At 72.6% G+C, this 23830-nt stretch carries 20 protein-coding genes and 4 pseudogenes; 13 read left to right on the top strand and 11 right to left on the bottom strand.

Annotated features, from left to right (window positions below; translation table 11 throughout):
• Positions 1-93: 93 nt before the first annotated feature.
• Positions 94-768, bottom strand: coding sequence for a DUF4232 domain-containing protein (locus tag OG295_RS35860; RefSeq protein WP_371680840.1), 675 nt, complete (start codon positions 766-768; stop codon positions 94-96).
• A 626-nt stretch (positions 769-1394) separates the two neighbouring features.
• Between OG295_RS35860 and OG295_RS35855 the strand changes: the two genes are divergently transcribed.
• Genes OG295_RS35855 through OG295_RS35835 form a run of 5 tightly spaced genes read left to right on the top strand, consistent with a single transcriptional unit; the run spans position 1395 to position 8878 of the window.
• Entirely contained in the window at positions 1395-2663 is a 1269-nt protein-coding gene (locus tag OG295_RS35855) for a phenylacetate--CoA ligase family protein (RefSeq protein WP_371680839.1), read from the top strand.
• Entirely contained in the window at positions 2660-4015 is a 1356-nt protein-coding gene (locus tag OG295_RS35850) for an MFS transporter (protein WP_371680838.1), read from the top strand. The genes OG295_RS35855 and OG295_RS35850 overlap by 4 nt, the downstream gene beginning before the upstream one ends.
• Positions 4012-5151 carry an N-acetyltransferase family protein gene (locus OG295_RS35845; RefSeq protein WP_371680837.1) on the top strand — a complete coding sequence of 380 codons (1140 nt, stop codon included), beginning with the start codon at positions 4012-4014 and terminating at the stop codon, positions 5149-5151. Before OG295_RS35850 ends, OG295_RS35845 begins: the two co-directional genes overlap by 4 nt.
• A 17-nt stretch (positions 5152-5168) precedes the next feature.
• Entirely contained in the window at positions 5169-6317 is a 1149-nt protein-coding gene (locus OG295_RS35840; protein WP_371681408.1) for an acyl-protein synthase, read from the top strand.
• On the top strand, positions 6314-8878 hold the full coding sequence (locus tag OG295_RS35835) for an acyl-CoA reductase (RefSeq protein WP_371680836.1): 2565 nt from the start codon (positions 6314-6316) through the stop codon (positions 8876-8878). Before OG295_RS35840 ends, OG295_RS35835 begins: the two co-directional genes overlap by 4 nt.
• Positions 8879-8944: 66 nt before the next feature.
• Here OG295_RS35835 and OG295_RS35830 read toward each other — a convergent pair whose 3' ends face one another.
• Positions 8945-9112, bottom strand: a complete 168-nt coding sequence (locus tag OG295_RS35830; RefSeq protein WP_371680835.1) for a hypothetical protein — start codon at positions 9110-9112, stop codon at positions 8945-8947.
• Between OG295_RS35830 and OG295_RS35825 the strand changes: the two genes are divergently transcribed.
• Entirely contained in the window at positions 9113-9433 is a 321-nt protein-coding gene (locus OG295_RS35825) for an amidohydrolase family protein (RefSeq protein WP_371680834.1), read from the top strand.
• 182 nt (positions 9434-9615) lie between these two features.
• Here OG295_RS35825 and OG295_RS35820 read toward each other — a convergent pair whose 3' ends face one another.
• On the bottom strand, positions 9616-10557 hold the full coding sequence (locus OG295_RS35820; protein ID WP_371680833.1) for an NADP-dependent oxidoreductase: 942 nt from the start codon (positions 10555-10557) through the stop codon (positions 9616-9618).
• Positions 10558-10810: 253 nt separating this feature from the next.
• On the opposite strand from OG295_RS35820, the gene OG295_RS35815 reads away from it, so the two are divergent.
• Both OG295_RS35815 and OG295_RS35810 read left to right on the top strand, forming a co-directional pair.
• A complete protein-coding gene (locus tag OG295_RS35815) occupies positions 10811-11290 on the top strand; it encodes a hypothetical protein (protein ID WP_371680831.1) in 480 nt (159 codons plus the stop codon).
• 173 nt (positions 11291-11463) lie between these two features.
• Entirely contained in the window at positions 11464-13818 is a 2355-nt protein-coding gene (locus OG295_RS35810) for a phosphoketolase (RefSeq protein ID WP_371680830.1), read from the top strand.
• Between the two features lie 76 nt (positions 13819-13894).
• On the opposite strand, the gene OG295_RS35805 is transcribed toward OG295_RS35810, so the two are convergent.
• The 5 genes and pseudogenes from OG295_RS35805 to OG295_RS35785 all read right to left on the bottom strand — a co-directional run.
• A complete protein-coding gene (locus tag OG295_RS35805) occupies positions 13895-14794 on the bottom strand; it encodes a universal stress protein (protein WP_371680829.1) in 900 nt (299 codons plus the stop codon).
• Positions 14795-14962: 168 nt separating this feature from the next.
• Complete coding sequence (locus OG295_RS35800) at positions 14963-15418, bottom strand: hypothetical protein (RefSeq protein ID WP_371680827.1); 456 nt, start codon at positions 15416-15418, stop codon at positions 14963-14965.
• Between the two features lie 229 nt (positions 15419-15647).
• Positions 15648-16058: a pyridoxamine 5'-phosphate oxidase family protein gene (locus tag OG295_RS35795; protein WP_371680826.1), complete on the bottom strand. Its 411-nt coding sequence runs from the start codon at positions 16056-16058 to the stop codon at positions 15648-15650.
• Positions 16059-16227: 169 nt separating this feature from the next.
• Positions 16228-16584 (bottom strand): annotated as a pseudogene (locus OG295_RS35790) (FAD:protein FMN transferase); the annotation flags it as partial.
• A 22-nt stretch (positions 16585-16606) separates the two neighbouring features.
• Positions 16607-16999: pseudogene (locus OG295_RS35785) on the bottom strand (ferric reductase); the annotation flags it as partial.
• A gap of 83 nt (positions 17000-17082) precedes the next feature.
• Between OG295_RS35785 and OG295_RS35780 the strand changes: the two are divergent.
• From OG295_RS35780 to OG295_RS35770, 3 genes and pseudogenes are all read left to right on the top strand, one after another.
• Positions 17083-17640: pseudogene (locus OG295_RS35780) on the top strand (response regulator transcription factor); the annotation flags it as partial.
• A 4-nt stretch (positions 17641-17644) separates the two neighbouring features.
• Positions 17645-18046 (top strand): annotated as a pseudogene (locus tag OG295_RS35775) (histidine kinase dimerization/phospho-acceptor domain-containing protein); the annotation flags it as partial.
• Positions 18047-18139: 93 nt separating this feature from the next.
• Positions 18140-18454, top strand: a complete 315-nt coding sequence (locus OG295_RS35770) for a hypothetical protein (protein WP_371680825.1) — start codon at positions 18140-18142, stop codon at positions 18452-18454.
• A 16-nt stretch (positions 18455-18470) separates the two neighbouring features.
• Here OG295_RS35770 and OG295_RS35765 read toward each other — a convergent pair whose 3' ends face one another.
• The gene (locus OG295_RS35765) at positions 18471-18839 is read right to left on the bottom strand and encodes a nuclear transport factor 2 family protein (protein WP_371680824.1); all 369 of its coding nucleotides are present in this window, start codon (positions 18837-18839) and stop codon (positions 18471-18473) included.
• 71 nt (positions 18840-18910) lie between these two features.
• On the opposite strand from OG295_RS35765, the gene OG295_RS35760 reads away from it, so the two are divergent.
• The gene (locus tag OG295_RS35760) at positions 18911-19786 is read left to right on the top strand and encodes a LysR family transcriptional regulator (protein WP_371680823.1); all 876 of its coding nucleotides are present in this window, start codon (positions 18911-18913) and stop codon (positions 19784-19786) included.
• A gap of 205 nt (positions 19787-19991) precedes the next feature.
• Positions 19992-21416: an FAD-binding oxidoreductase gene (locus tag OG295_RS35755; protein ID WP_371680822.1), complete on the top strand. Its 1425-nt coding sequence runs from the start codon at positions 19992-19994 to the stop codon at positions 21414-21416.
• A gap of 98 nt (positions 21417-21514) precedes the next feature.
• On the opposite strand, the gene OG295_RS35750 is transcribed toward OG295_RS35755, so the two are convergent.
• Entirely contained in the window at positions 21515-21943 is a 429-nt protein-coding gene (locus tag OG295_RS35750; protein WP_371680821.1) for a nuclear transport factor 2 family protein, read from the bottom strand.
• 114 nt (positions 21944-22057) lie between these two features.
• Positions 22058-23812: a beta-galactosidase gene (locus OG295_RS35745; RefSeq protein WP_371680820.1), complete on the bottom strand. Its 1755-nt coding sequence runs from the start codon at positions 23810-23812 to the stop codon at positions 22058-22060.
• Positions 23813-23830 lie beyond the last annotated feature (18 nt).

The following is a 23830-nucleotide window of genomic DNA, read 5'->3' as shown; positions in this document are numbered from 1 at the left end:
GAGGGGCCGGCAACGCGCCTCTCCCACCTCCCCGGCCCGACAGGCCGCACCGCACACCGGCGTCAAGGGGGGTCAGGGGCACCGTAAACCGTCTCAGCCGCCCTGGCCGGCGCTGCCGATCGGGCCGACCTTGACCGCGGAACCGGAGCCCTCGGTGACGGGCAGCGTGGCGGCGCCCGGCCAGGCGAGGGTGACCGACTGCCTCTCCCCCGGCGGGGTCACCACCATGCCGGTGACGCGGACACCGGAACCACCCGAGGTGTTGAGCGGGTAGGTGACCCCGAAGGACACCGACGCCGCCTTCTTGAGGGTGCTCGGCTCGGCCTTCTCGCCCGTGCGCTGCGCCGACAACGAACCCGAGGCGGTCTTCAAGTCGACACCCGCGTACCCGGGCAGGGTGCAGTCCCGGTTTCCGTGGTTCTTCAACGTCACCGCGACCGTGCCCTCGGTGTCCCCGCCGATGGTGCTGTCCATGGCAGTGATCGTCAGCTCGTCCGTCTTGCACGTACCGGACTTGCCGCTGTCGGCCGAACCCGTTCCGCCGGCCGTCCCCTTGCCGTCGGAGGACGTCCCGGATGAGGGCTTCGCGGTGCCGCCCGCTCCGGTTCCGGCCGATGCCGAAGCCCCGCCCGAGGGCGAAGTGACGGGCGCCGAGGCCGCGGACGAAGGACTGCTCTGCGCCGCGCCGTCATCGCCGTTCTGGCAGGCCGTCAGCGAGAAGCCCGCGGCGACGGCCAGGGCCGCGAAGGTCAGCTTGTGAACGCGCATCGTCTCATCCTCGGATCTGTTGGCGGTGCCCGGCACATCGTTGCGGATCGGCACCAGTGGGTGTTTCTGATCAGCAAGACCCCACCTGAACGACAGCCGTTCCGCCCGTGCACCCTCTAATACCTGGCCGTTACACACACAGCCGTGACGCCGGCCGTCACCACCGGACACACGGCACCGTGGCACCCCATCGACCAGCCGAAAGCATGGATCCCGCCATCACTTCGCAGCCACTGTCGGCCACCGCCTCCTGGCACACAGCCGTGACACAGCCGATCTTGACCAAGGCCGGGTTCTGTTGACTCCGACGCGTACGGGGCCGCCACCCGGCACGGGGCAACCACCTTTCCCCACCCCCCTTTTCCACGCCGGGCTGCGCAATTCCGGCCCCGCGGGCCAAAAGTCTGCCGTACGTGGCCGGAGTCAACTGCCATCGATTTGGTGGTGCGCTCCCGGTGTTCCATGATGTGAATGGGCATCAGGTGGGGCTCACGCCTTCGAACTAGGGGGCATGCCAGCATTATTGAACGATCAACAGCTTGAGCGTGTGACGACTCCCACGCACCTGCTGCCATCTGCTCCCTTTTCCTTTTCTCTTTCAACTTTCGTCTTCCAGGTAAGGCAGCATGCCCGTCCAGCAGTTTTCAGACCTCGTGCGTTTCGCCCGAGACTGCTCTCCCTTCTACGCAGACCTCTACGCAGACCTGGCGCCCCGGGTGAACAGCCTCACCGATGTGCCCGTGGTGGATCAGAACGAGTTCTGGGCCGCCAACACCCTGCGCGACAACCTCGTCCTGACCGCCCCGCTCGGGGAGGCCGTCGTGTTCAAGACCGGCGGCACCACGGGGACTCCGCGCTTCTCCTGCTACACCCGTGAGGAATGGCAGGAGTTCGTCACCACATTCGGCGCCGGCCTCGTCGACGCGGGCCTGCGGCCCGGTCACCGGGTGGCCGACCTGTTCTACGCCGGCGAGCTCTACGCCAGCTTCCTCTTCATCCTCGACTCGCTCGCGCACGCCCCCGTCGCCAACGTACGGCTGCCCATCGGCGGCGCGGCGCCGCTGGAGTCGACCGTCTCCACCCTCGACGACTTCGGCGCGCACGTCGTCGCCGGAACGCCGACCACGCTGTGCCGACTCGCCGAGTACCTGATCTCCATCGGGCGCCAACTCCCGCACGTGGAACTCCTCTTCTTCGGGGGCGAAGCCCTCTTCGACGACCAGCGCCGCCTCCTCTCGGGCGCGTTCCCCCACGCCGTACCCCGCTCCCTCGGATACGCGAGCGTCGACGGCGGCCTCCTCGGCAGGCCGGTCCCCGGTCCGGACTCGCGCGTCCACCGGCCGTTCTCCCCGCAGACCGTCGTGGAGATCCTGGACGAGACGACCGGCGAACCGATCCGCGAGGCAGGACGGCCCGGACGGGTCGTCGTCACCCAGCTCTTCCGCCGCCTCATGCCCGTCATCCGCTACCCCGCCGGCGACCGCGCCGAGTGGACCGACACCGAGGGCGGCCCCTTCCGCATCCTGGGCCGCGCCGAGGAAGGCGTACGCGTCGGCCCCGTCTCGCTCTACTGGGAGGACGTCGCGAGCGCCGTCGCCGAAGCCGACACCGGCGGACTCGTCACGGGCATGCAGCTCCTCGTACGCCGCGGGGAGGGCCGCGACGGCCTCGTCCTGCGCCTGGCCACCGCCCAGGACCGCGACCCGGCCGGCCTGGAGGTCCTCGCCGAGGCGGTCGTCACCGGACTGAACACCGCCCGGCCCCTCTACCCCGACAGCGTCGCCAACGGGTTCGTCCACCCCCTCCGCGTCGAGTGGGCCCGCCACAGCGACCTCACGGTCAACTCCCGCTCCGGCAAGCTCATCCGCGTCCTCGACGAGAGGCCGACCGCATGACCGCCCCTACGACGGCCCCCGGCCACCGGCTCCCGCTCGTCCTGCGCAACCGCGCCTTCGGAACCATGTGGGTCGGCCAGGTGCTCACCCAGGCCGCGGTACGCATGTTCCAGGTGGGCACCTCCTGGTGGCTCATCGGCTACGCCGCCTCCGGCAGCGGCGGGCTCGCGGCCGGGCTGTTCATGTGCGTCAGCACCCTGCCCGCCGTGATCTCGGCCCCGCTCGTCGCCCGCGCCATCACCCGCTGCGCCCACGGCTCGCTGCTCCGCTCCGCGGCCGGTGGCGCCGGAGCGGCCGCCGCGGCGCTCGCCGTCTGGGCCGGTACGAGCGATCTGCCGGTCGCCGCGGCCTATGCGGCGGCCCTGGCACTGGCCACCTGCCAGGCCTTCTTCGACCCGTGCCTGACCACCTCCGTGCCCGAGCTCGTCGAGGACGAGGACATCGAAGCGGCCACCGGGTTCGAACTGTCCACCCAGTCGCTCGCCGGCCTGGGCGGCGCCCTGCTCGGCGCCCTCATCGTGGACAGCGGTGGCATCGCGGGCCTCGCGGCCGGCTGCGCCGTCGCCTACTGCGCGGCCGCGGCGCTGATCACGACCGTACGGTTCCGCACCGCGGACGCGCAGGTGGCGGATGCGGTGGATGCGGTGGATGCGGTGGATGCGGCGGCGGACGCGGACACGGAGCGGGCCGGGGCACCGCCCCGGCGCACGCTGCGCCAGATCCTCGGCGCGCTGCCCTACGTCCGCGCCATCCTGCTCTCCTTCGCCGCGGCCAACCTCTTCACCACCGCCGTCTTCGTCGTCATGCCGCTCTACACCGCTTCCGTCCTGCACGGCGACGGCGCCACCGTGTCCCTCCTGGAGGCATCGCTCGGCGCGGGCACGCTCCTCGGCTCCTTCACCGGTGCCCGGGTACCCGGCCGTCCCTCCGTCGTCGGCTCCGCCTGCCTGGGTGCGATGGCCGTCGCCCTCGCCGTCCCCGGCCTGATCGCGGCGCTGCCCGTCATCGCCGGGGCCCTGCTGGTGACCGGCTGGTGCGTCGGGGTGATCGGGGTCCGCTTCGTGGCCCTGTTCCAGCGGCTGGTGCCGACGGCCGACAAGCCGGCCTTCTTCGCCGTCATGCAGGCCGTGCTCGGGGCCACCTTCCCCGTCGCCTCGCTCCTGTTCGGCCTGCTGGGCGACCACCTCTCCGCCCGCACCCTGTGCCTGATCCAGGCGGCCGGACTGGTACCCGCCGCCCTCGCCCTGCTCCTGCTGCCCAGGCACTCCCGTACGGCGGAAGACCCGGTCACCGACCGCGGCGCCGACTCCGCGGCCCCGTCGCCGGCCCCCGCCGCGGGAGGCGCCCGATGACCGCCGCAGTGATCGAGCAGGCCACCCCGGCCGACATCGCCGACCTCCGTCAGCTCTACTACGCCGTCTACGGCCCGCACTACCCCACGGCCCTCGGCACCGACCCCGCCGAGATGTCCCGCCTCATCCAGGACGCGTACACCCTCTGGCTCGTCGCCCGTTGCCCCCGTACCGGGGCCCTCGCGGGATCGGCGGCGATCCACGGCGAGCCCGGCAGCCGTATCGGCCGCCTCGAAGGGCTCGCCGTCCACCCGGACCAGCGCGGATCGGGGCTGGCCGGACAGCTGACCGAAGCCCTGTGCGCGGGCACCCTCAACGCGGGCACCCTCGACTCGGTGTACGCCACTGTCCGTACGGTCAGTGCCGGACCCCAGCGCGTCGTGGCCCGCAACGGCTTCCGCCCCATGGGCATCCTGCCGAACGCCGTTGATCTCAGCAGCCGGGAGAGCCTCGCACTCTACGCGCGTCACTCGCCCGGGGTGCTGGACCGCAGGGTTCCCGTCGCCGAGGTGCCCGCCTCCCTGGAGCCGCTCCTGCACACCGCCGGGGCGAGCCTCGGCATCAGCTACGCGGACACCCGGCCCACGCCGCCGCAGCCGGTGCCGGCCAGGCCCGCGGCGGCCCCGCTGGAGATGATCGAGGCGCCGGCCTTCGTCCGCCGCCGCTTCCACGCGCACTTCCCGGACACCGGCCGCTGGTTCTACCCCCTGCACACCCCGAACGTCCTCCTCACCCCCGGCGACGGCAGCTTCGAGGTGTACGCGTACCTCAACCGCACCGGCGGGTACTGCGCCCTGGTCGCCGCCCACCCCGACCCGGCCGCCGCCGCGGGCTGGCTGGAGCCGGTCACCCGTACCCTCACCCGTGCCGGGGCCGGCTACGTCGAGGCGCTCGTCCCCCTCGAACACCACGCCGCGCTCTCCGCCTTCACCGCGCAGGGCTTCATCGCCGGCGCCCTGTACCCGGCCATGCGCCGGGACCACGACGGCTTCCACGACTACGCGGTCATGTCCCGCACCACCGAGCACATCGACTTCCGCGGCGTGGTCGTCGACCCTCCGCTCCAGCCATTCCTCGATTCCTATGTGTCGGCCTGGGCGTCGGCACATCTGCCCTCCCGTGAGGTTGCCCCATGACTCCCCCGCCCCCGGCCGTGAACCCCCATCTCGCCCCCGTCGGCGTCCCCGACGCCACGGCCCTCGCCCGGGTCCAGCAGCTCTGCGACCTGACCGCGCCCTACGCCTCCGGCCCCGCGGAGGAGGAGCTGTTCGCCGCCGCGATGGCGGAGATCAACGCCTGGCACCGGGACCGGTCCCCGTTCTTCCGCAGCCTCTACGACGGGGAGCGGCCGGACACCCCGTACGAGGCGCCCCTCGTGCACGCGAACTTCTTCAAGCGGCACGAGGTCCTGTCCATCCCCCGCGACGACGTCCACCTGCACCTGACCTCCTCCGGCACCACGGGACAGAAGTCGCAGATGTTCTTCGACGAGTGGACCATCCGCTCGGCCCAGCGCATGGTCGCACGCATCTTCGACCACAACGGCTGGATCGACCCCACCCAGGACGTCAACTACCTGCTCTACAGCTACGAGCCCGCACGCGACCTCAACCTGGGCACCTCGTTCACCGACAACTACCTGTGCGACTTCGCCCCGGCCCGGCAGGTCGAGTACGCGCTGCGCACCACCGGCAACGGGCACGAGTTCGACCCCTTCGGCTGCGTCGCCGCACTGCGCCGCTTCGCCGAGGAGGACGCCCCCGTGCGCATCCTCGGCTTCCCGGCGTTCCTCTGGTTCACCCTGGAGCGGATGCGCGCCATGGGCCTGGCGCCGCTGGAACTGCCGGAAGGGTCCCTGGTCATCCTCGGCGGGGGCTGGAAGGGCCACACCGACCGGCAGATCGGCAAGCACGAGCTGTACGCCCGCGTCACCGAGCAGCTCGGCATCCCGTCCGAGCGGATCCGCGACACCTTCGGATCCGTCGAGCACTGCATCCCGTACATCGAGTGCGCGCGGCACAACCTCCACGCCCCCGTCTGGTCCCGCGTGTTCGTCCGCTCCACCCGCACGCTCGAACCGCTCCCGTACGGCGAGCGCGGCTACCTGCACCTGGTGTCCCCGTACATCACCTCCGTACCGGCACAGAGCGTCGTCATGGGCGACCTGGCCTCGCTCCACCCGGGCGAGGAGTGCGGATGCGAGCTGTCCACCCCGTGGTTCACGATCCACGGCCGCGCCGGTGTCAGCCGCAACCGCAGCTGTGCCGTGGCCGCCGCCGAACTGATGAAGGGAATGTCATGACCGACACCACCACCGAGCACTACTGGCAGGGCGCCTTCATCGGCGACGCCGAGGCCGCCGACCGCCTGGCCGCGCTGCCCGCCGCCGTGGAGGCCGCACTCGCCGCACCGCTGGACACCGAGACGGTCCTGGCCGCCTGCGACGCCCTCGCCGAAGCCCTGCGCGACCCCGGCCACCCCGTCCGGGAGCGGCTGGTCCCGCACCTGCCCGTGGAGGGCGGCGCGGGCACCGGGGCTGACGGCCCGGCGACCGAGGAGCTCTTCGCCGAGCTCGCCGCCTTCCTCGGCCGTGGCTCCCTCACCCGCAAGCTCCACCGCGAGCTGGGAGGCACCGCCCCGCAGCGGCTGACCCGCCCCGACGCCAAGGAGACGGTCTACGAGGCCTGGGCGCCCGTCGGCCTGGTCGCCCACATAGCCCCCGGCAACGCCGCCACCGTCGCCCCGCTCAGCCTGATCGAGGGACTCCTCGCGGGCAACGTCAACGTCCTCAAGACCAGCAGCGCCGACACCCTGCTCGCCCAGCACCTCCTCGCCGAACTCGCCGCGCAGGATCCGACGGGCGCCCTCGCCGAGCGCATCATCGTGCTGCGCTTCCCCTCCTCCCGCCGGGACTGGCTGGGCCTGATGTGCGCCCCCGCCGACGCCGTCGCCGTCTGGGGCGGCGAGGCCGCCGTCGAGGGCGTCGCCGCCCACGTCCCGGCCGGGTGCCGTCTGGTGGAGTGGGGACACAAAATCTCCTTCGCCTACCTCACGCGGGACACCTGGGCGGACGAGCAGACCCTGACCGACCTGGCCCGGGACATCTGCCTCTTCGAGCAGCAGGCCTGCTCCAGCCCCCAGGTGGTCTACCTCGACACCGAGGACGCCGGGGAACTCCACGCGTGCGCCGAGCGGCTCGCCGCCGCGCTGGCCGCCCGGCCGGCGCCTGCCGAGGTGGAGCTCGACCCGGCCGAGTACGCCGAGCTGACCACCACCGAGCACCTCGCCCGCCTGGAGGAACACCTCGGTTTCACCCGCGTCCTGGCCGCCCCCGACGGTACCTGGCGCGTCATCGCCGACACCCGCCCGGCGCTCACCGCCTCCCCGCTGCACCGCAGCGTGTGGGTCAAGCCGCTGCCCCGCAAGAACCTCATCGCGACGCTGCGTCCCATGCGCCGCTACCTCCAGACCGCGGGCATCGCGGGCAGCCCGACCGACACCGCCGAGCTGTCCGCCCTGGTCCTCGCCGCCGGCGCCACCCGCGTCACGCCCATCGGCGCCATGACGGCCGGCTACTCCGGCGAACCCCACGACGGGGTGTACGCCCTCCAGCGCTACAGCCGCCGCGTCGCCGTCCAGGCCGACCGGCGCTTCGCCGCCACCGCCTGCCTCGACGACCTCGCCCGCCCGGTCGCCTTCCCGGCGCCCGCGGGCCCGCTGCTCGACAAGGCCGCCGTCCAGGAGCTCAACCGCGGAGTCGACCGGGGCGACGCCGAGCTCTACTTCCGCAGCGGAGGCAGCACCGGTACGCCCGCCCTGTCGCTCTTCACGTACGAGGACTACGACACGCAGATGCACGCCGCCGCACGCGGCCTCCTCGCCGCCGGCTACGACCCGGCGCGCGACCGCACCGCCAACCTCTTCTACTGCGGCGGCATGTACGGCGGGTTCATCAGCTTCTTCTCCATCCTGGAGCGCCTCGGCGGCGTCCAGATGCCGATGGCCGCCGGGCCCGACCACCGTGCCACCGCGGAGATGATCATCGCGTACGAGGTGGACACCCTCTTCGGGATGCCCTCCTACCTCTGGCAGCTCCTGCACGAGGCGTCGGACCTCCTGCGCTCCTACGGCGGCATCCGCAAGATCTACTACGGCGGCGAACACTTCACCGAGGAGCAGCGCCGCACCCTCACCGAGACCTACGGCATCGAGGTCATCCGCTCCATCACCTACGGCAGCACCGACCTCGGCCCCCTCGGCTACCAGTGCACGCACAGCACCGGCAGCGTCCACCACCTCCACGCCGACCTGCACACCCTGGAGATCGTCGAGATCGACGCCGACCGCCCGGTGGCGCCCGGGGAGACCGGCCGGCTCGTCTTCACCACCCGCGCCCGCCGCGGCCAGCACCTCGACCGCTACGTCATCGGCGACCTCGGACGCGCCCTGCCGGGCCGCTGCCCCTGCGGCAGCCACGCCCCGCGCTTCGAACTGCTCGGCCGGCTGGGCGAGGTGATGCGGGTGGCGACGTACTTCCTCAACCACCGCCGCTTCGTGGCCATCGCGGAGGAGCGGCTGCACTACAGCGGCGAGATCCAGACCGTCCTGACCAGCGGGCCCGTCCGGGAGGTCCTCACCCTCCGCATGGAGCGCACCGACACCCTGGACCCGACCGCCGCACACGACGCCTTCCTGGCGGCGTACCCCGAAGTGCGCTCGGCCGTGTCGGAGCAGCTGCTGGACTTCGCGGTCGAGCCGGTGCACGGCTCCGCCCTGGACCGCACGCCGACGAGCGGAAAACTCCGTGCGGTGGTGGACCGCAGGCACGAAGCACGCGACGGGCACCGCCCCGCGCGACCGTAACCCCGCCGCGCCGTCGACGCCGGGGCGGCGGCTCCGCCGCCCGGGCCATGACCGTTGTGCCCCGGGTCAGCCGCGGACGCGGCTGACCCGGCCCTCGTCCCACACCGGTTCGTCCGTCTCCACCACCCGGCGGTCACCGGAGGAGCCCGTACGGGCGAGCAGGCCCTCGCGTGCCGCCAGGATCACCTCGGCGGCCTGCTCGGCTGCGGCCCCGGCCGGTACCAGCTCGGGCATGTGGCGGGAGTCAACCTGGTCTTCGGAAGCGACCTGCTCGGGCCGCTGCACTCGGCCCAGTTGGAGGAGTTCACGCTGCGCGCCGAGGTCCAGCCCGCCGCGGACGTGATCCGCTCCGCCACCAGCACGGCGGCCCGCCTGCTGCGGATGGAGGGCGAGATCGGCACCCTCGCGCCGGGCGCGCACGCCGATCTCCTCGTCGTGGACGGCGCCCCCTGGCGGACCTCGCCGTCCTCACCCGTCCCGAGCGCCACCTTCGGCACGTGGTCAAAGCCGGTGCCGTCCTCTGAGAAACCGGTCGTCGCAACGGGCGGTCGGTGAAGTGACACGGCCGGGCCCCGGGGCTCGTGTCCCGGGGCCTCGTCGTTGCGCGGGTCGGCCCCCCGTGATGCGGCGGCGGCCACGGCACCGGCGTGCACCGCGGGTTGACGAGCAGCCCCACGATCAGGAGAGGGTCCGGCCCGAGCCGGTCCTCCGTGGTCGGGCCGGTCCGCGAGCATCCGTCAGTTCCATTGGGGGACGAGGACGATGCGCCCGCGCAGGCCGCGCGAGGCCAGAGCGTCGTGGGCCGCGGCGGCTTCCGCGAAGGGCATCGTCCGGTCCACCCGCAGGGTGACACCGCCGGCGTCCGCGAGGGCGGCCAGTTCGGCGAGCTGCACCGCGTCGCTGTGCACCCGGACCTGCGAGACCCGGATCCCGCGTTCCGCTGCCGGACCGGCGCCGCGGACACTGACGAAGGTGCCGCCGTCTTCCACCGCGCCGATCACCGAGCCGCCCAAGGCCGCGGCGTCGATCAGCCCGGTGACTCCGCCGGGAACGGTGGCGCGGATCGCAGCGGCGGGGTCCTCGGAGCGCGGGACGAAGAGGGTGGCTCCCAACTCGCGGACCAGTTCCTGGTCCTGGGACCCGGCGACGGCGACGACCCGCAGACCACGCGCGGCCGCCAGCTCGACGAGGTAGCCGCCCACGGCGCCTGCCGCACCGGTGACCGCCACGGTGGCGCCGTCGGCCGCGGCGAGCAGGTCCAGTGCCTGCCAGGCGGTGAGTCCGTTCAGCGGGAGCGTCGCCGCCTGGACCGGGCTCGCGTGCCGGGGTGCGGCGGCGACGGCGGTGGCGGGCAGGACGACGTACTCGGCGTGCGTGCCCGCCTGGGTGTCCGGCCAGTCGGACAAGCCGATCACGGCGTCGCCGACCGCGAAACCCCGGACACCGCCGCCCAGCGCGTCGACGGTTCCGGCGACGTCGAGACCCGGAACGTAGTGCTCCTGCGCGGGGACGCGCGAGGCCAGCGCGCCGGAACGGATCAAGGCATCGGCGGGGTTCAACGCGGCTGCGGCGACCCGGATACGGATCTGACCGTCGCCCGGTCGAGGGGTCGGGACTTCGGCGACGCGGAGCACGTCGGAGCCACCGTATTCGGACAGGATGACGGCACGCATCTTCATGCTCTTCTCTCTGAAGGTGTCCTGGCCGGGCAGGCCCCGGCGGTCCATCCCTGGAACCCGGACGACCGGCTCCTCATTCCGTCGGGGCGGCGCGAGAAACCACCGTCCACGCCGAGCCCGAGGGTGTCAGGCCGCGGATCGACGGACCGAAGGCCAACCGACCCACGGCCAAACCGCCGGAGTTACGAACTTATTGCCGCAGTTGTGGGCTACGCCACAGCACTTGCTCCCACAGCCCTGCTGAAGTCGGGTGATGGCCTTCTTCCTCTTGTTTCTCGTCCCGGCCGGTCTGATCCTTCCGTTCGTCTTCGCGGGCCGGGCCATCGGTGTTCTGGCCCGGGCCGGCGGACCGCAGCGCGCCGACAGCCACGCCTGGCTGCGCACGGCCGGCTTCGCCCAGGCGGCGATCGCGTTGGGCGTGTACACCTGGGGCCTGCTGCACGTCACCGGCGCGGTCATGTCGGCGGAGGACGGCGGCACGGACTCGATCCCCATCCCGCCCTGCCGTACCCCGGGCTGGGAGCAGCGGGCGGAAGGGATCACCGGCTACCGGGTGGAGTACGTGCCCCTGCGCTTCGTGTGCGAGACCGACGACATCGGCGACTACGCCGTCTCCGTCCCCGGCCACGTCAACCCGGTCTTCTTCTTCCTCGGCCTCGGAGCTGCCGTCTGCTTCACCGTCACGGCCCTGGATTCCGACAGCCGCCGCAACCAGGACGACACCCGGATCTAGGCCGGCACTGGCGTCGTCGGCCCTCGGCGTCGTCCTCGTCGTGGCGCTGCCGCAAGGTCCGATGGTCCCTCAAGGGGGACCTCTCTCCCCTGTCGGCCGGCGGCCGTCCGGGGCACCGTGTTGATGTCGGCCCAGTCGACGAACTTCTCGGTCCGCCGCACGAAGGAGCGGAGATGACGCAGTACCCGATCACCGAGCTCGACGCCCACTGGCGCGCCGCCAACTACCTGGCCGCCGGGCAGATCTACCTGATGGACAACCCGCTGCTGACCGAACCGCTGAGGCCCGAACACATCAAGCCACGGCTGCTCGGCCACTGGGGTACCTCCCCCGGCCTCAACCTCGTGTACACCCACCTCAACCGGGTGATCAAGGAGCGGGGCCAGGAGGCCCTGTGCGTCTGGGGTCCGGGGCACGGCGGGCCCGCCGTCCTGGCGAACTCCTGGCTGGAGGGCACGTACACCGAGACGTACCCGGACATCAGCCGGGACGGCGAAGGGATGCGGAGGCTGTTCCGGCAGTTCTCCTTCCCCGGCGGGGTCCCCAGTCATGTGGCACCCGAGACTCCGGGGTCGATCCACGAGGGTGGCGAGCTCGGCTACTCGCTCGCACACGCCTACGGCGCCGCCTTCGACAACCCCGGCCTGCTCGTGGCGTGCGTCATCGGTGACGGCGAGGCAGAGACGGGGCCGCTCGCGGCCTCATGGCACTCGAACAAGTTCCTCGACCCGGTGCGCGACGGCTCGGTCCTGCCGATCCTCCACCTCAACGGCTACAAGATCGCCAACCCGACCGTGCTGTCCCGCATCCCCGAGGCCGAACTGGACGGGCTGCTGCGGGGCTACGGCCACGAGCCGCTCTACGTCACGGGCAGCGATCCCCACCGCGTGCACCAGGCCATGGCCAGGGCATTGGACCGGGCCCTGGACCTCATCTCCGGGATCCGCAGCGAGGCTCGGATCGGCGGGGGCGGCTCCAGCCGCCGCCCGTGGCCCGTGATCGTCCTGCGGACCCCCAAGGGCTGGACCGGCCCGGTCGCGGTGGACGGCGACCCCGTCGAGGGAACGTGGCGGGCCCACCAGGTCCCGCTGGCCTCCGTACGGGAGAACCCCGAGCACCTGCGGATGCTGGAACAGTGGCTGCGCTCGTACCGGCCACAGGAACTCTTCGACTCCGAGGGCCGTCCCACGGAGCGGGTCCTGGCCTGCGCTCCGCCCGGTGACCTGCGGCTCGGCGCGACGGCGCACGCCAACGGCGGGCTGCTGCTGCGTCCGCTCCCGCTGCCGGAGCCCGAGGCCCACGCGGTCGCGGTGGACAAGCCCGGCCGCTCGGTCCACGAGCCCACCCGGGTGCTGGGTTCCCTGCTGGCCGAGGTGATGAGGGAGACCGAGGGCAGGCGTGACTTCCGCGTCGTCGGCCCGGACGAGACCGCTTCCAACCGGCTCGACACCCTCTTCGACGTCACGGGCAAGGCCTGGCAGGAGGCGACCGAGCCCACCGATGTGCACCTGGCGCGCGGCGGGCGGGTGATGGAGATCCTCTCCGAGCACACCTGCCAGGGCTGGCTGGAGGGGTACCTGCTGACCGGCCGGCACGGACTCTTCTCCACGTACGAGGCCTTCGCGCACATCGTCGACTCGATGGTCGCCCAGCACGTGAAGTGGCTGCGGACTGCGCGCGGGCTTCCGTGGCGCGCCCCGATCGCGTCCCTCAACTACCTGCTGACCTCGCACGTCTGGCGCCAGGACCACAACGGCTTCTCCCACCAGGACCCGGGCTTCGTCGACCACGTCCTCAACAAGAGTCCAGAGGTCGTGCGCGCCTACTTCCCGCCCGACGCGAACACCCTCCTCGCGGTCGCCGACCACGTCCTGCGCAGCCGGGACCAGGTCAACGTGATCGTCGCGGGCAAGCAGCCCTCCTTCGACTGGCTGCCGATGGACCAGGCCCGGATCCATTGCGCCCGCGGCGCCGGCATCTGGGACTGGGCGGGGACGGACGACGGCACGCGCGAGCCCGACGTGGTGCTGGCCTGCGCGGGCGACGTTCCGACCCAGGAGGTGCTCGCCGCGGCGGCGCTGCTCCGCGAGAACCTGCCGTCCCTGGCCGTCCGGGTCGTCAACGTCGTCGACATCACGCGCCTGATGCCCCGGGAGGAACACCCGCACGGGATGACGGACGTCGAGTACGACTCCCTGTTCACCACGGACACACCGGTGATCTTCGCGTACCACGGCTATCCGTGGCTGATCCACCGGCTCGCCTACCGCCGGGCCGGCCACCCCCTCCTGCACGTTCGCGGCTACAAGGAGTCGGGCACCACCACCACGCCCTTCGACATGGTGGTGCGCAACGACCTCGACCGGTACCGGCTCGTCATGGACGTCATCGACCGCGTTCCCGGCCTGGCGGAACGCGCCGCGGCCGTGCGCCAGACCATGGCCGACCAGCGGATCCGCCACCACGACTGGATCCGCGCCCACGGAAGTGACCTCCCGGAGGTCGTGGACTGGTCCTGGCCGTACTGACGGCCCTGCCCAGACGTCCGGGGCCGGCCCCTGTCGGCCGGACGCCGGCCCCCGGCCGGGTCGATGCCGACCGCGCTCATGACTCGCTCCACATCTCCCGGCCGTGACGGGGAACCAGAAGCACGGGGCAGTGGGCATGGCGCGCCACGGCGTGGGTGACCCGCCCAAGGCTGGGGCCCATGTGTCCGGGCGCGCGACGACCGCTCATGACCAGCAGGTCTGCGTGATTCGACGCCTCGACCAGGACATCGGCCACCGACATCGCCTTGTCCGCGTCCGCCTCGACGGTGAGGTCGGGGTATTCGTCCCGGATCCGCTCCCTGACGGCCTTCAGCTTCTCGACGTGCCCGCCCGCGAGGTCCTCGATGTTGTCGACCATGGTCACGACGTTCCTGACGGACTGCAGCATCTTCCACACGTGCAGCAGCCGCAGCGACGCCTCGCGCAACTCCGCCTCACGCGCGGCGTACCGGGCGCACGGGAGGTCGTGCTCGTCCCGGACGGCCACGGCGACGACTCCTGCCTCGGTTCCGCTCCCGGCTCCCCTGACCACGACCAGCGGGGTCCTGGCACCCGCTGCGGTCTTGAGGGCCACCGAGCCGAGCGTGAGAGGGCCGAAGCCGCCCCGGCCCCGGTTGCCCACCACGATGGTGCCGTGGAGTCCGGCGGCCCGGTGGAGGCTCGTCACCGGATCGCTTCGGCTGAATTCCGTGGTGACGCGCAGACCCGGGTGTTCGGCCGCGACCGCCTCGGCCGTCTCCCGGAGGAGTGCGCCGCCGGCCTCGTCGACCCGTTCGATGGTGTAGGCCGACAGGCGTAGCGCCTTTCCGTCGGTGTCGGCCCCGTGGACGACGTGCAGCGGACGGTCGCGGCGTACGGCCTCCGCGGCGGCCCACAGCACGGCCGCGCGGGCGGAATCGGACCCGTCGACACCCACGATGACCGAGCTGACGTCCGGGTCTCGGGGCCCTTCCATGATTCCTCCTCGCCGAGCCGGTAGGGACAGCCACCACGCCGGCACCGGGCCTCACCCGGCCGGGGGGGGGCCTACGATCCCCGCGTCGCCCACGACCGACCAGGGTTCCCCCCCCCCCCCAGGGTCAGCGGTGGGCCCGGTTCGGCGGCGTGCGGGTGCGGCGGGGCCTCAGTCGTCACCGGCATCGCGGCCCGGACGGAGGCGGCCGGACCAGCCCGGTTCGACACGTTCCCAGTCGCGCTCCCACTCGGTCAGGTTGCGCGCTTCCACGCTGCGCAGCCGCAGGGAGACGACTCCCGCGGCGGCGAGCGTGATCAGTCCCGCACTGCCCGCTCCGGCCGCGACGGCGTCCGACGCCAGTTCGGTCGCCGCCCGGGGAACGGAGGCGATCTCGCCGGTGTCGTCGACCCACAGCGGGACGGTGTGCCCCACGGGCGTCCCCGCCGGGACGGGCAGCGTGGCCGTGTGCTGGGAGGCGGGGGGATACCGCCACTGCACGCGGGCCACTGTGGCGGCGCCGTTGACCCCGGCCGGGGTGTGCCGCGTGACCTCGCCGACGGTGGTCGCTTTCACCGGATGTCGCTGCCGTGCCAGCTCCGCGGCCGCGCGGAGCCCGTTGTCCATGGAGGTGAGTCCCACCTGGACCCCACAGGCCGCGGCGAGAAGGCACGACAGCGCGAAGACGAGGAGCCAGCGGCTGCGGGTACGGTCCGTCGCCCGCCGGAGCGGGTTGGACGGCGCACGATGCCAGTGCTGTCGACTCGTGGGGCCGTCCTGCGAACCCCTGCGTCCTGGTCCGGACGAGCTTCGGTGGAACATGCCGCACCTCCTCGCTGCGAGGGTGCCGATCCGCTCAGTGCGCGGTGCCGGGTCCGGTGCCGATGCCGATGCCGATGTGATGGGCCCGGCTCCGGCTGATCCGTGGGGCGATGCCGGCCGTCGTGCCGTGCCTGCCGCCGTGGGCCACGAGCACTCCCTTCCCGGTCGTGACGACACTCTCCGTACCCACCGGTGGCCGTCCGCTCCGGCCACGTGTATCAGTGCCGGGCTCCCGGTGGTCCTTCTCCTCCATGCTCTCAGTGTGCTCCGCGTCGAAGGCGCCTCGCCTCCGCTGCGTCCGGGTTCCCGGCGCGAGCAGTGCCCCGTCGGCGGCGGCGACATAGCTGACCGGGAAGATCGCGGGGCCTTCCGCGGTGGAGATCGCGACGCGGCCCGTGCCGTGCGTCGAAAGCAGCCGCCGGCATTCCTCCTCGCCGAGCGTCACATCTCCGCTCGGGGTGCGAGATCGCGTCGCCCGTGCCCTCCCCCGATCCCGTGAGCGGGAAGCCGCCGCTTCGGCGGGCCTGCCCGTCCAGGTCGACCGTGAGGAGCTCGTACCCCGGCCGCGACGCGATCCACGTATGGGCGTCGGGGCCGAGAACGACGGCCGCGGTGGCCCAGCTGTCGGCCCAGGTCAGGTCGGGGCCGGTGACCGTGGCGGCCAGGAGCCGGTGGGCGGCGCGGCCGGTCCGGGGGTCGAGGACGTGCGCTCCGCGCTCGTCACCGCCCGAGGTGGCCACGGCCGCGTGTCGATCACGTCGCCGGTGAAGGTGCCGGAGCGGCTCGATCCCGTCGTACCTGCCGCCGCCCCGGTCGTCGGGTCCGGCGCGGCCGGCGACTGCGCGGAGAGGGCGGGGCGGGCGGCCTGGTGGGGCTTGAGCGCGAGCAGCGAGACGATGCCTGTCACGGTCGCTGCGGTGGTGACGGCTGTACGACGCAACGGGGCTCCTCGGGAGACGGGTGGGGGCCATCGGGAAGCGGTGTGGGGGCGGGTCACAGGGCGGAGGACTCCTGGTGGATCCGGTGGGGTGCGACCCCGGCTCCCCTCAGGGCGGCGCCGGCGGCTTCGGTCATGCCGGGCGGACCGCACGGGTAGACGTCCCGGTGGCCGAGGTCGGGAACGAGGGCGGTGAGGCAGGGGGCGGTGAGCGCCAGCTCGTGCCCGGCCGGCTCGTCCCCCACCGAGTAGTACGCCCGGGCCCCGCGTCCGGCTCCGGTGTTCCGTGCGGTGAGCGCGCCGTAGGGGCCTTCGGCCCACACGCGGGTGCCCGGGGTGAGCCGGGCCAGGGCGGCGCTGTGGGCGCCGAGGGCCTTCACCGTGATCCGCAGACATCTCGGGTCGGCCGGGGCGGACAGCGAGTACGGGTTCGCGGTCCACCACAGCCCGCTACCCGGGCCTACGGGTCGTGTCGGTGGCGGGATACGCGGCCACGGCGTCTCCTGTCTCTCGGGAAGCGGTCCCGCACGCGGTGCGCGGGCGGCCGGCGGGGCCGGATCCACACCGGTGCGGAACTTTTTCTGAGAACGACGAACCGGACCTCACCGACGTGCTCGGCGCGGCCCTGCGTTCGGAGGGCTGGGACGTCCGCACCGCGGCGGACGCCGCCGGAGCCCTCGCGTGCGCGGCGCGGTTCCGTCCCGACCTCGTCGTCCTCGACTGGATGCTCCCCGATCTGGACGGGCTCTCCGTCCTGCGGGCGCTGCGCGGGCTCTGCCCCGGTGTGTGCTTCCTGTTCCTGACGGCGCGGGACGCGGTGGAGGACCGCATCGCGGGCATCACGGCGGGCGGCGACGACTACGTCACCAAGCCGTTCAGCCTTGAGGAGGTGCAGGCGCGGCTGCGGGGGCTGATGCGGCGGGCGGGGATGGTCCGCGGCGGTCAGAGCCCGTGCCTGGTGGCGGGGGACCTCGTCATGGACGAAGAGGCACGCGAAGTGGCGCGGGGCGGACAGATCGTCGAACTGTCCCGGACCGAGTTCGAACTGCTGCGGTTCCTGATGCGCAACCCGCGCCGCGTGCTGTCGAAGGAGACCCGATCCGGTCCCGTACACGGATCCGGACACCGAGGTCGGCCGGGTCGCCACCGCGCTCGACCGCATGCTCGGCCACGTCGGCGACGCCCTGACCCGCCGCCATGTCAGCGAGGAGCGGCTGCGCGCCTTCGGCGCCGATGCCGGCCACGAGCTGCGCACACCCGTGGCGACGATCCGGGCCCGTGCCGAGCCGGCGCTGCGCCATCCCGGCCCCGTTCCCGACGAGGTCCGCCAGGCCCTCGGACGCGTGGCCGCGGAGTCCGCCCGGATGAGCGGACTGGTGGACGACCTGCTGCTGCTCGCCCGCCTCGACGCCGGCCGCCCGCTGGACCGGCGGCCGGTGGACCTGACCCGCGTCGTCCTCGACGCGCTCGATGACGTCCGCGCCGGGTCCGCGCATGCGGCGGGCTGCCGCGGGGCGACCACGCGAGAACGCCGGCCCGGCCGTAGCGTGGAAGGGGCAAGGACACTCCGCGGTGAGGGGCGATGCGCAATGACCTGGGCTTCGTGGACGACGACAGGGGTCTTCGCCGGACGGGGCGGGGTGCTCACCGAGGAGGCGGGGGTTCTCAGTGGGGACCTGACCGTGCACACCACCTGGTCGGGGCGGGAGGCCAATGTGGCGGTGCAGTACAGCGGCGGTTCGGACTGGTTCACGGTCACCGGCAGTCCGGTGCACTGCTCGTCCGAGGAGGACAGCCGCCTCCTGCACCAGGAGGTGGTCGACGCCGTACGCGGCGATGCGGCCGCCACCGTTCCCCACACCATGCCCGCGGACACGGTTCGCAGTGGGGAGGAACCGGCGTAGCAGTGGGCCTCCCCGCTCAGTTGCGCTCCTCGAATCCCGCCAGCAGTGCGCGCGGGTCGAAGGTCACGCGGATACGGGTGACCTTCCCGTCCTCGACGTGCATCCAGTTCGCGGTCGGTGCGGGCGGCGCAACGCTCGTGTGCAGGTCGAACCAGGTGATCACTTCATCGCCTTCCGCGACCCGCGTCTTCACGTCGATCTTCTCCAGCACCTGTCCGAGCCCCTTCAGCCCGGCGAGCGCCTCCTCCACCCCCGACGCCGTTCCCAGCGCTCCCACGAAGTCGACGTCTTCGGCCAGCAACCCCCGCAATGCCTCGAAGTCGCCCGCCTCCCAGGCGGTGAAGTAGGTCTCGGCAAGCTCTCGCGCAGTCTTCGTCGTCGTCATGCCTCCATCCTCCGGCCCGCCTCACCCATCCGTCCAACAGATGGATCCGATGGCACCTATCATCACCGCATATGGAAGTACATCAGCTGCGCTACTTCGCCGCGATCGTGGACGAGGGCACCTTCACGGCCGCCGCCCATCGCCTGCACGTCAGCCAGTCCGGCATCAGCACCCAAGTGGCCAAGCTGGAGTCGGAGCTGGGCCAACCGCTGCTCGACCGCTCCGGCCGTCGAATCCGCCTCACCCCGGTTGGTGAGGCCGTTCTCCCCCTCGCGAAGAACGCCCTCGCCACCCTGGAGGCCATCCAGCACACCGCCGCCGAATTCGCCGATGCCGTTCGCGGCCGGGCCCGTCTCGGCATGATCATGGGCTGCTCGATCCCGGCCTTCCTCGACACCGTCGCCGAACTCGGCCGCACCCACCCCGGCATCGAGCTCAGCCTTCACGAGGGCTACTCCGACGACCTCCAGACCCAGGTCCTCTCCGGCTCCCTCGACCTGGCCCTGATCGGCTACGCGGGCGATGTCACCCCGGGCCTGGACGTGAGCGTCGTCATCGACGAGCCGATCACCGCGGCCGTCCCGGCCGGGCACCCCCTCGACCGCACGGAACTGCGCCTCGCAGACCTCCGGGGTGAGAAGATCCTCTGCCTCTCCCCCGGCACCGGCATCCGCGCGGCCTACGAGGACTCCTGCCACAGGATCGGCCTCGACCCGCGCGTGGACATCGACGCCAGCTCCCCGGTCGCCCTGCTGCGCCTCGCCGAGCGCGGCGCGGGCGCCGCCGTCCTCAGCGCGTCCTCCGCACAGGGCACGGGCCTGCGGACCGTCCCGCTCACCGACGCCGCCACGCACGCCCGGCTCGGCCTCATCACCCGCCGGGGTCAGCACTCCCCAGCCGTACAGCTCCTGCGCACCAGGCTCCTCGCCGCGCTGCGCGCCGCCTAGGCAGGTGCGGTGAGTCCCGGTCGCGGGATCTTGTGCGCGGTGTCCGGACGGCCTAGCCTCCTGGGGTTGTTGCTCGTCCATCCGGGACAACCGAAGGCTCCGCGCCCGAAACCCGCCCGCCGGGAATCGGAGCCCCCGTGAGCAGTTGTGACATGCCCGTACCCTCAGCCCGTCCACCGGGCGGTCTCCGACAGCGGCAGCCGCGATGAGCGCGCCGATCCGTCCATCGGACGGCATCGTCGGACCGCTGCGGTCCGCGCTCGGGGCGGCTGTGCGCGCGCCCGGAACCGCGGGGTACGAGGACTCCCTGGCCCGCGTGTTCTTCCCCGAGGCCGCCCGTCGACGGCCCGCGTGCGTCGTGGCGCCCCGTACGGCCGAGGAGGTGGCGACCGTCATGCGGGTCGCCACCGGGGCGGGAGTCCGGGTCACGGTGCGCGGGGGCGGTCTGAGCTCGAACTGTGTCGCCGACGGGGCCGTCATGCTGGACCTCTCGGAGCATCGCGATGCCGCCCGTCCGGACGGAGAGCGGGTGGTCGTCGACGGCGGGGCGACGATGGCCACCGTGCTCGGGGTTCTGGGCCCGTCGGGTCGTGCGGTGCCGGTCGGCGTGTCCGGCCACACGGGCCTGGGGATGGCCACCCGAGGGGGCGTCGGCTACCTGACGAGGTCCCTGGGGCTCACCGTCGACCATCTCGTGGGGGTCGAGCTGGTGCTCCCCTCCGGTGACCTCGTGCGTCTCTCGGAGAGGAGCGCCGGCGAGGACGCCGACCTGTGGTGGGCGGTGCGGGGCGGCGCGCCCTGCGTCGGGGTGGTCACCTCCGCGGAGTTCCGGACCCACGAGATCGCCCCGGTCTGGGTCGACCGGGCAGTGGTGGGCACGGACGCGCTCGCCGCGTATTTCCGGATCGCTCCGCAGCTTCCGCGCGACACCACCATGAGCGCGGTCCTCGGCTACACCTCCCTCTCGCCCCACGAGCCGGTCCTGTTCGTCTACACCGCTTGCGCGAGCCGGCACGACAGCGCCGTGGGACGAGCCAGGTCGGCGGCCTCCGCCGTCGTCGCCGGGGCGGGCGCGCCTCCCCTCTACCGCTCGGAGAGGTCCGGGCGGTATCTGGCCGGGCTGCCCGAGTTCGCCATCCCCGGGGCCGGGGGCGCCGAGCCCGAACCGATCCGGCTGCCCCGCCCGGGTGACGGTCCGCGTGGCTCGTTCTTCGGCAAAGCGGTCTTCACCGGTCCCACCCTCGACGCCGCGGTCGCCGACGCCCTGGCGGAGCGGATCCGCGCCGCACCCACGCGGGCCTGCCGCATCGACTTCCAGCACACCGGCGGGGCTCTGGCCGACGTCGACGACACCGCCACCGCGTTCTGGGGCAGGACCGCCGAATGGAGCATCCCGCTGAACGCGATCTGGGACGACGCCGCCGACACCGAGGCCTGCACGTCGTGGGCCCGCGACACGCTGCGTACCCTGGCCGCGCACACCGTCGGGGTCTACAACGTCGAACTGAGACCGGGCCTCCCCGAAACCGAGACCGAGACGCGGGCCGCCTACGGCGGCAACCTGGCCCGGCTCCGGGCGCTCCGACACCGCTACGACGGCGCGGGACTGCTCGCGCCGCCACTCCCCTGACCCGACCCGGATACCGGCGTCCGAGGTCGCGGGGCACCGGCTCCGCCCGCCCGCCCGTCGCCCGGGCGGCCGGAGCCGGGGGCCCCGCCGGGGGGCGGTCAGGCGAGGCGGTCGGGCAGCGGTGCGAGGGTGAAATTGTCCCAGACGAAGTTGTCCATCTGGTGCTGGTCAGCGCTCAGGTTGACGACGCGGTCGATCTGCCCGTCGGTGTTGAAGTGCCACACCAGGGCCCAGGTCGTGTCGACCTTGCCGGTGCCCGCGGTCGTCCAGCCGCGGTGGATGTCCACGACGTACGCGTCGTTGCTGCCGAAGAAGATCGGGTCGGCCTGGAAGCCGGCCTTGCCGAGCTGGTCGAAGAAGCTGCGGACTTCGGCGACACCGTGCTTGGTCCCGGACAGCGGGTGCCGTCCGGGGATCGTCCACTGGATGTCCGGTGCCAGGACGGCACTCATGCCTTCGACGTCCCCGGCCGCGTAGGCGGCGAAGAACTTCTCGACAGCCTCGACCTTCGGGTCTTTCTCGTTCATGAACTCATCTTCCGCGTAGGCGTGTTGGAGCACCCATCCTCCCAAGGCCGGCTCCACTCCCACCAGCTCCTTCTGCATCGTGAGACCCGTGTCATGGCCGGTGGTCTTCTTCGGCTACTCCTCGGTCGGGCCCAGGTCGGGGTGGTCGCGCAGTTCGACCGTGGCGGTGGTCGAGGCGTGCAGTTCGAGAACGGTGATCTCGTTGCGGCCGGCCCTGAGCACCGGGGCCGGGACGTACAGCGTGGCCTGGGCTCCGCGGGACCAGTACCGGCCCAGCGCGAAGCCGTTGATCCAGACGTTGCCCTTGGTCCAGCCCTCCAGCGCGAGGAAGGTGTCGGCGGGCCGTGCGACGTCGAAGTGGCCGCGGTGGAACGCGGGCCCCACCGGGGGCGACTTCGGGTCGGAGGCGGTGAAGGACAGGCCGGCGAGATCGTCCAGGGGCAGGGCGCGGCTGGACCACAGTGCCGGCTCCCGGCCGCCCACGGCGGTGCGGCCGAGGAGTCCCTTGCGGTCGTGGACGGCCGGCCCGTAGTTGACCCTGCCCTGGTTCTCCACCAGCACCGTCAGCCGGGCTCCGGGGCGGGGGACGGCGAAGGCCAGGGCGTGCTCGCGGCCCTCCCGTTCGAGCACGCCGACCGGTTGTCCGTCCACGAAGACCTGCGCGCGGTCGCGCACGTCTTCGGCCTGCAGTAGGGCCGGTCCCCCGTCCGGCAGCCGGGTCTCGTACAGGACGAAGCCGAAGTCCTGGCCGAGCTCCTCCATCGTGAGCGGGCGGGCCGCCTCCTCGGCGCTGCCGAGGAGGTCCGCCTGGGCCAGCAGGGGCGCGCATTGCGTCAGTGCGACCGGCCCGTGGCCGAGCTTCGGGGCGGGGGCGGGCACCGGCTCGTCGGGAACCGGCGCGTGTTTCGCGATGACCTCGCGGAAGGCGGTGTACTTGGGGGTCGGGTCGCCCGCCTCGTCCAGCAGTGCGTCGTAGTCGTACGAGGTGACGGTGGGGCGGTACGTCCCCTTGTCGTTGGCCCCGTTGGTGAAGCCGAAGTTCGTGCCGCCGTGGAACATGTAGATGTTCACGGAGGCACCGGCCGCGAGCAGCCGGTCGAGTTCGGCCGCGGCATCGTCAGCGTCGCGGACGGCGTGGGTCCCGCCCCACCGGTCGAACCAGCCGATCCAGAACTCCGAGCACATCAGGGGCCCGTCGGGCTGGTGCTCGCGCAGCCGGACCAGGCCGGCCTCGGCCCTGCTGCCGAAGTTGGCGGTGCGCAGCACTCCGTCGAGACCGCCGCGTGCGAGGTCCGAGGGCTGGTCGCAGGTGAACAGGGGGACGTCCACGCCGTGCCGGCGGAGCAGCCCGGCCAGGTCGGCGAGGTACCCGGGGTCGTCCCCGTAGGCCCCGTACTCGTTCTCCAGCTGGACGGCGAGCACCGGCCCGCCGCGGCTCCCGAGCGAGGCCAGGAGGGGCGGCATGAGGGCCCCGAGGTACTCGTCCACGGCACGCAGGAAGCGCGGGTCGCGGCTGCGCAGCGCGATGCCTTCCTCGGCGAGGAGCCAGGAGGGCAGGCCGCCGCCCTCCCATTCCGCGCAGATGTACGGTCCGGGGCGCAGCAGCACGTGCAGGCCCTCGGCGGCGGCGAGGTGGAGGAAGCGGGGCAGGTCGAGACCTCCGTCGAGGCGGAACTCCCCGCGCCGGCGGGCGTGGAGGTTCCAGGGGACGTAGGTCTCGACCGTGTTGAGGCCCAGCAGGCGCGCCTTGTGGAGCCGGTCGGCCCATTGCTCCGGGTGAACGCGGAAGTAGTGCAGGGCACCGGAGACGATGCGGAACGGCCGGTCGTCGAGACGGAAGCCGTCTGCGGCGATCTCCAGTCGGGGCATGCGGTGCGCTCCTCGGGA

The sequence above is a fragment of the Streptomyces sp. NBC_01276 genome (assembly GCF_041435355.1).
In the GTDB taxonomy this organism is placed as follows: Bacteria; Actinomycetota; Actinomycetes; order Streptomycetales; family Streptomycetaceae; genus Streptomyces.
Note: the sequence above shows the minus strand (reverse complement) of the source record. Positions and strands in the feature narration are given on the sequence as shown.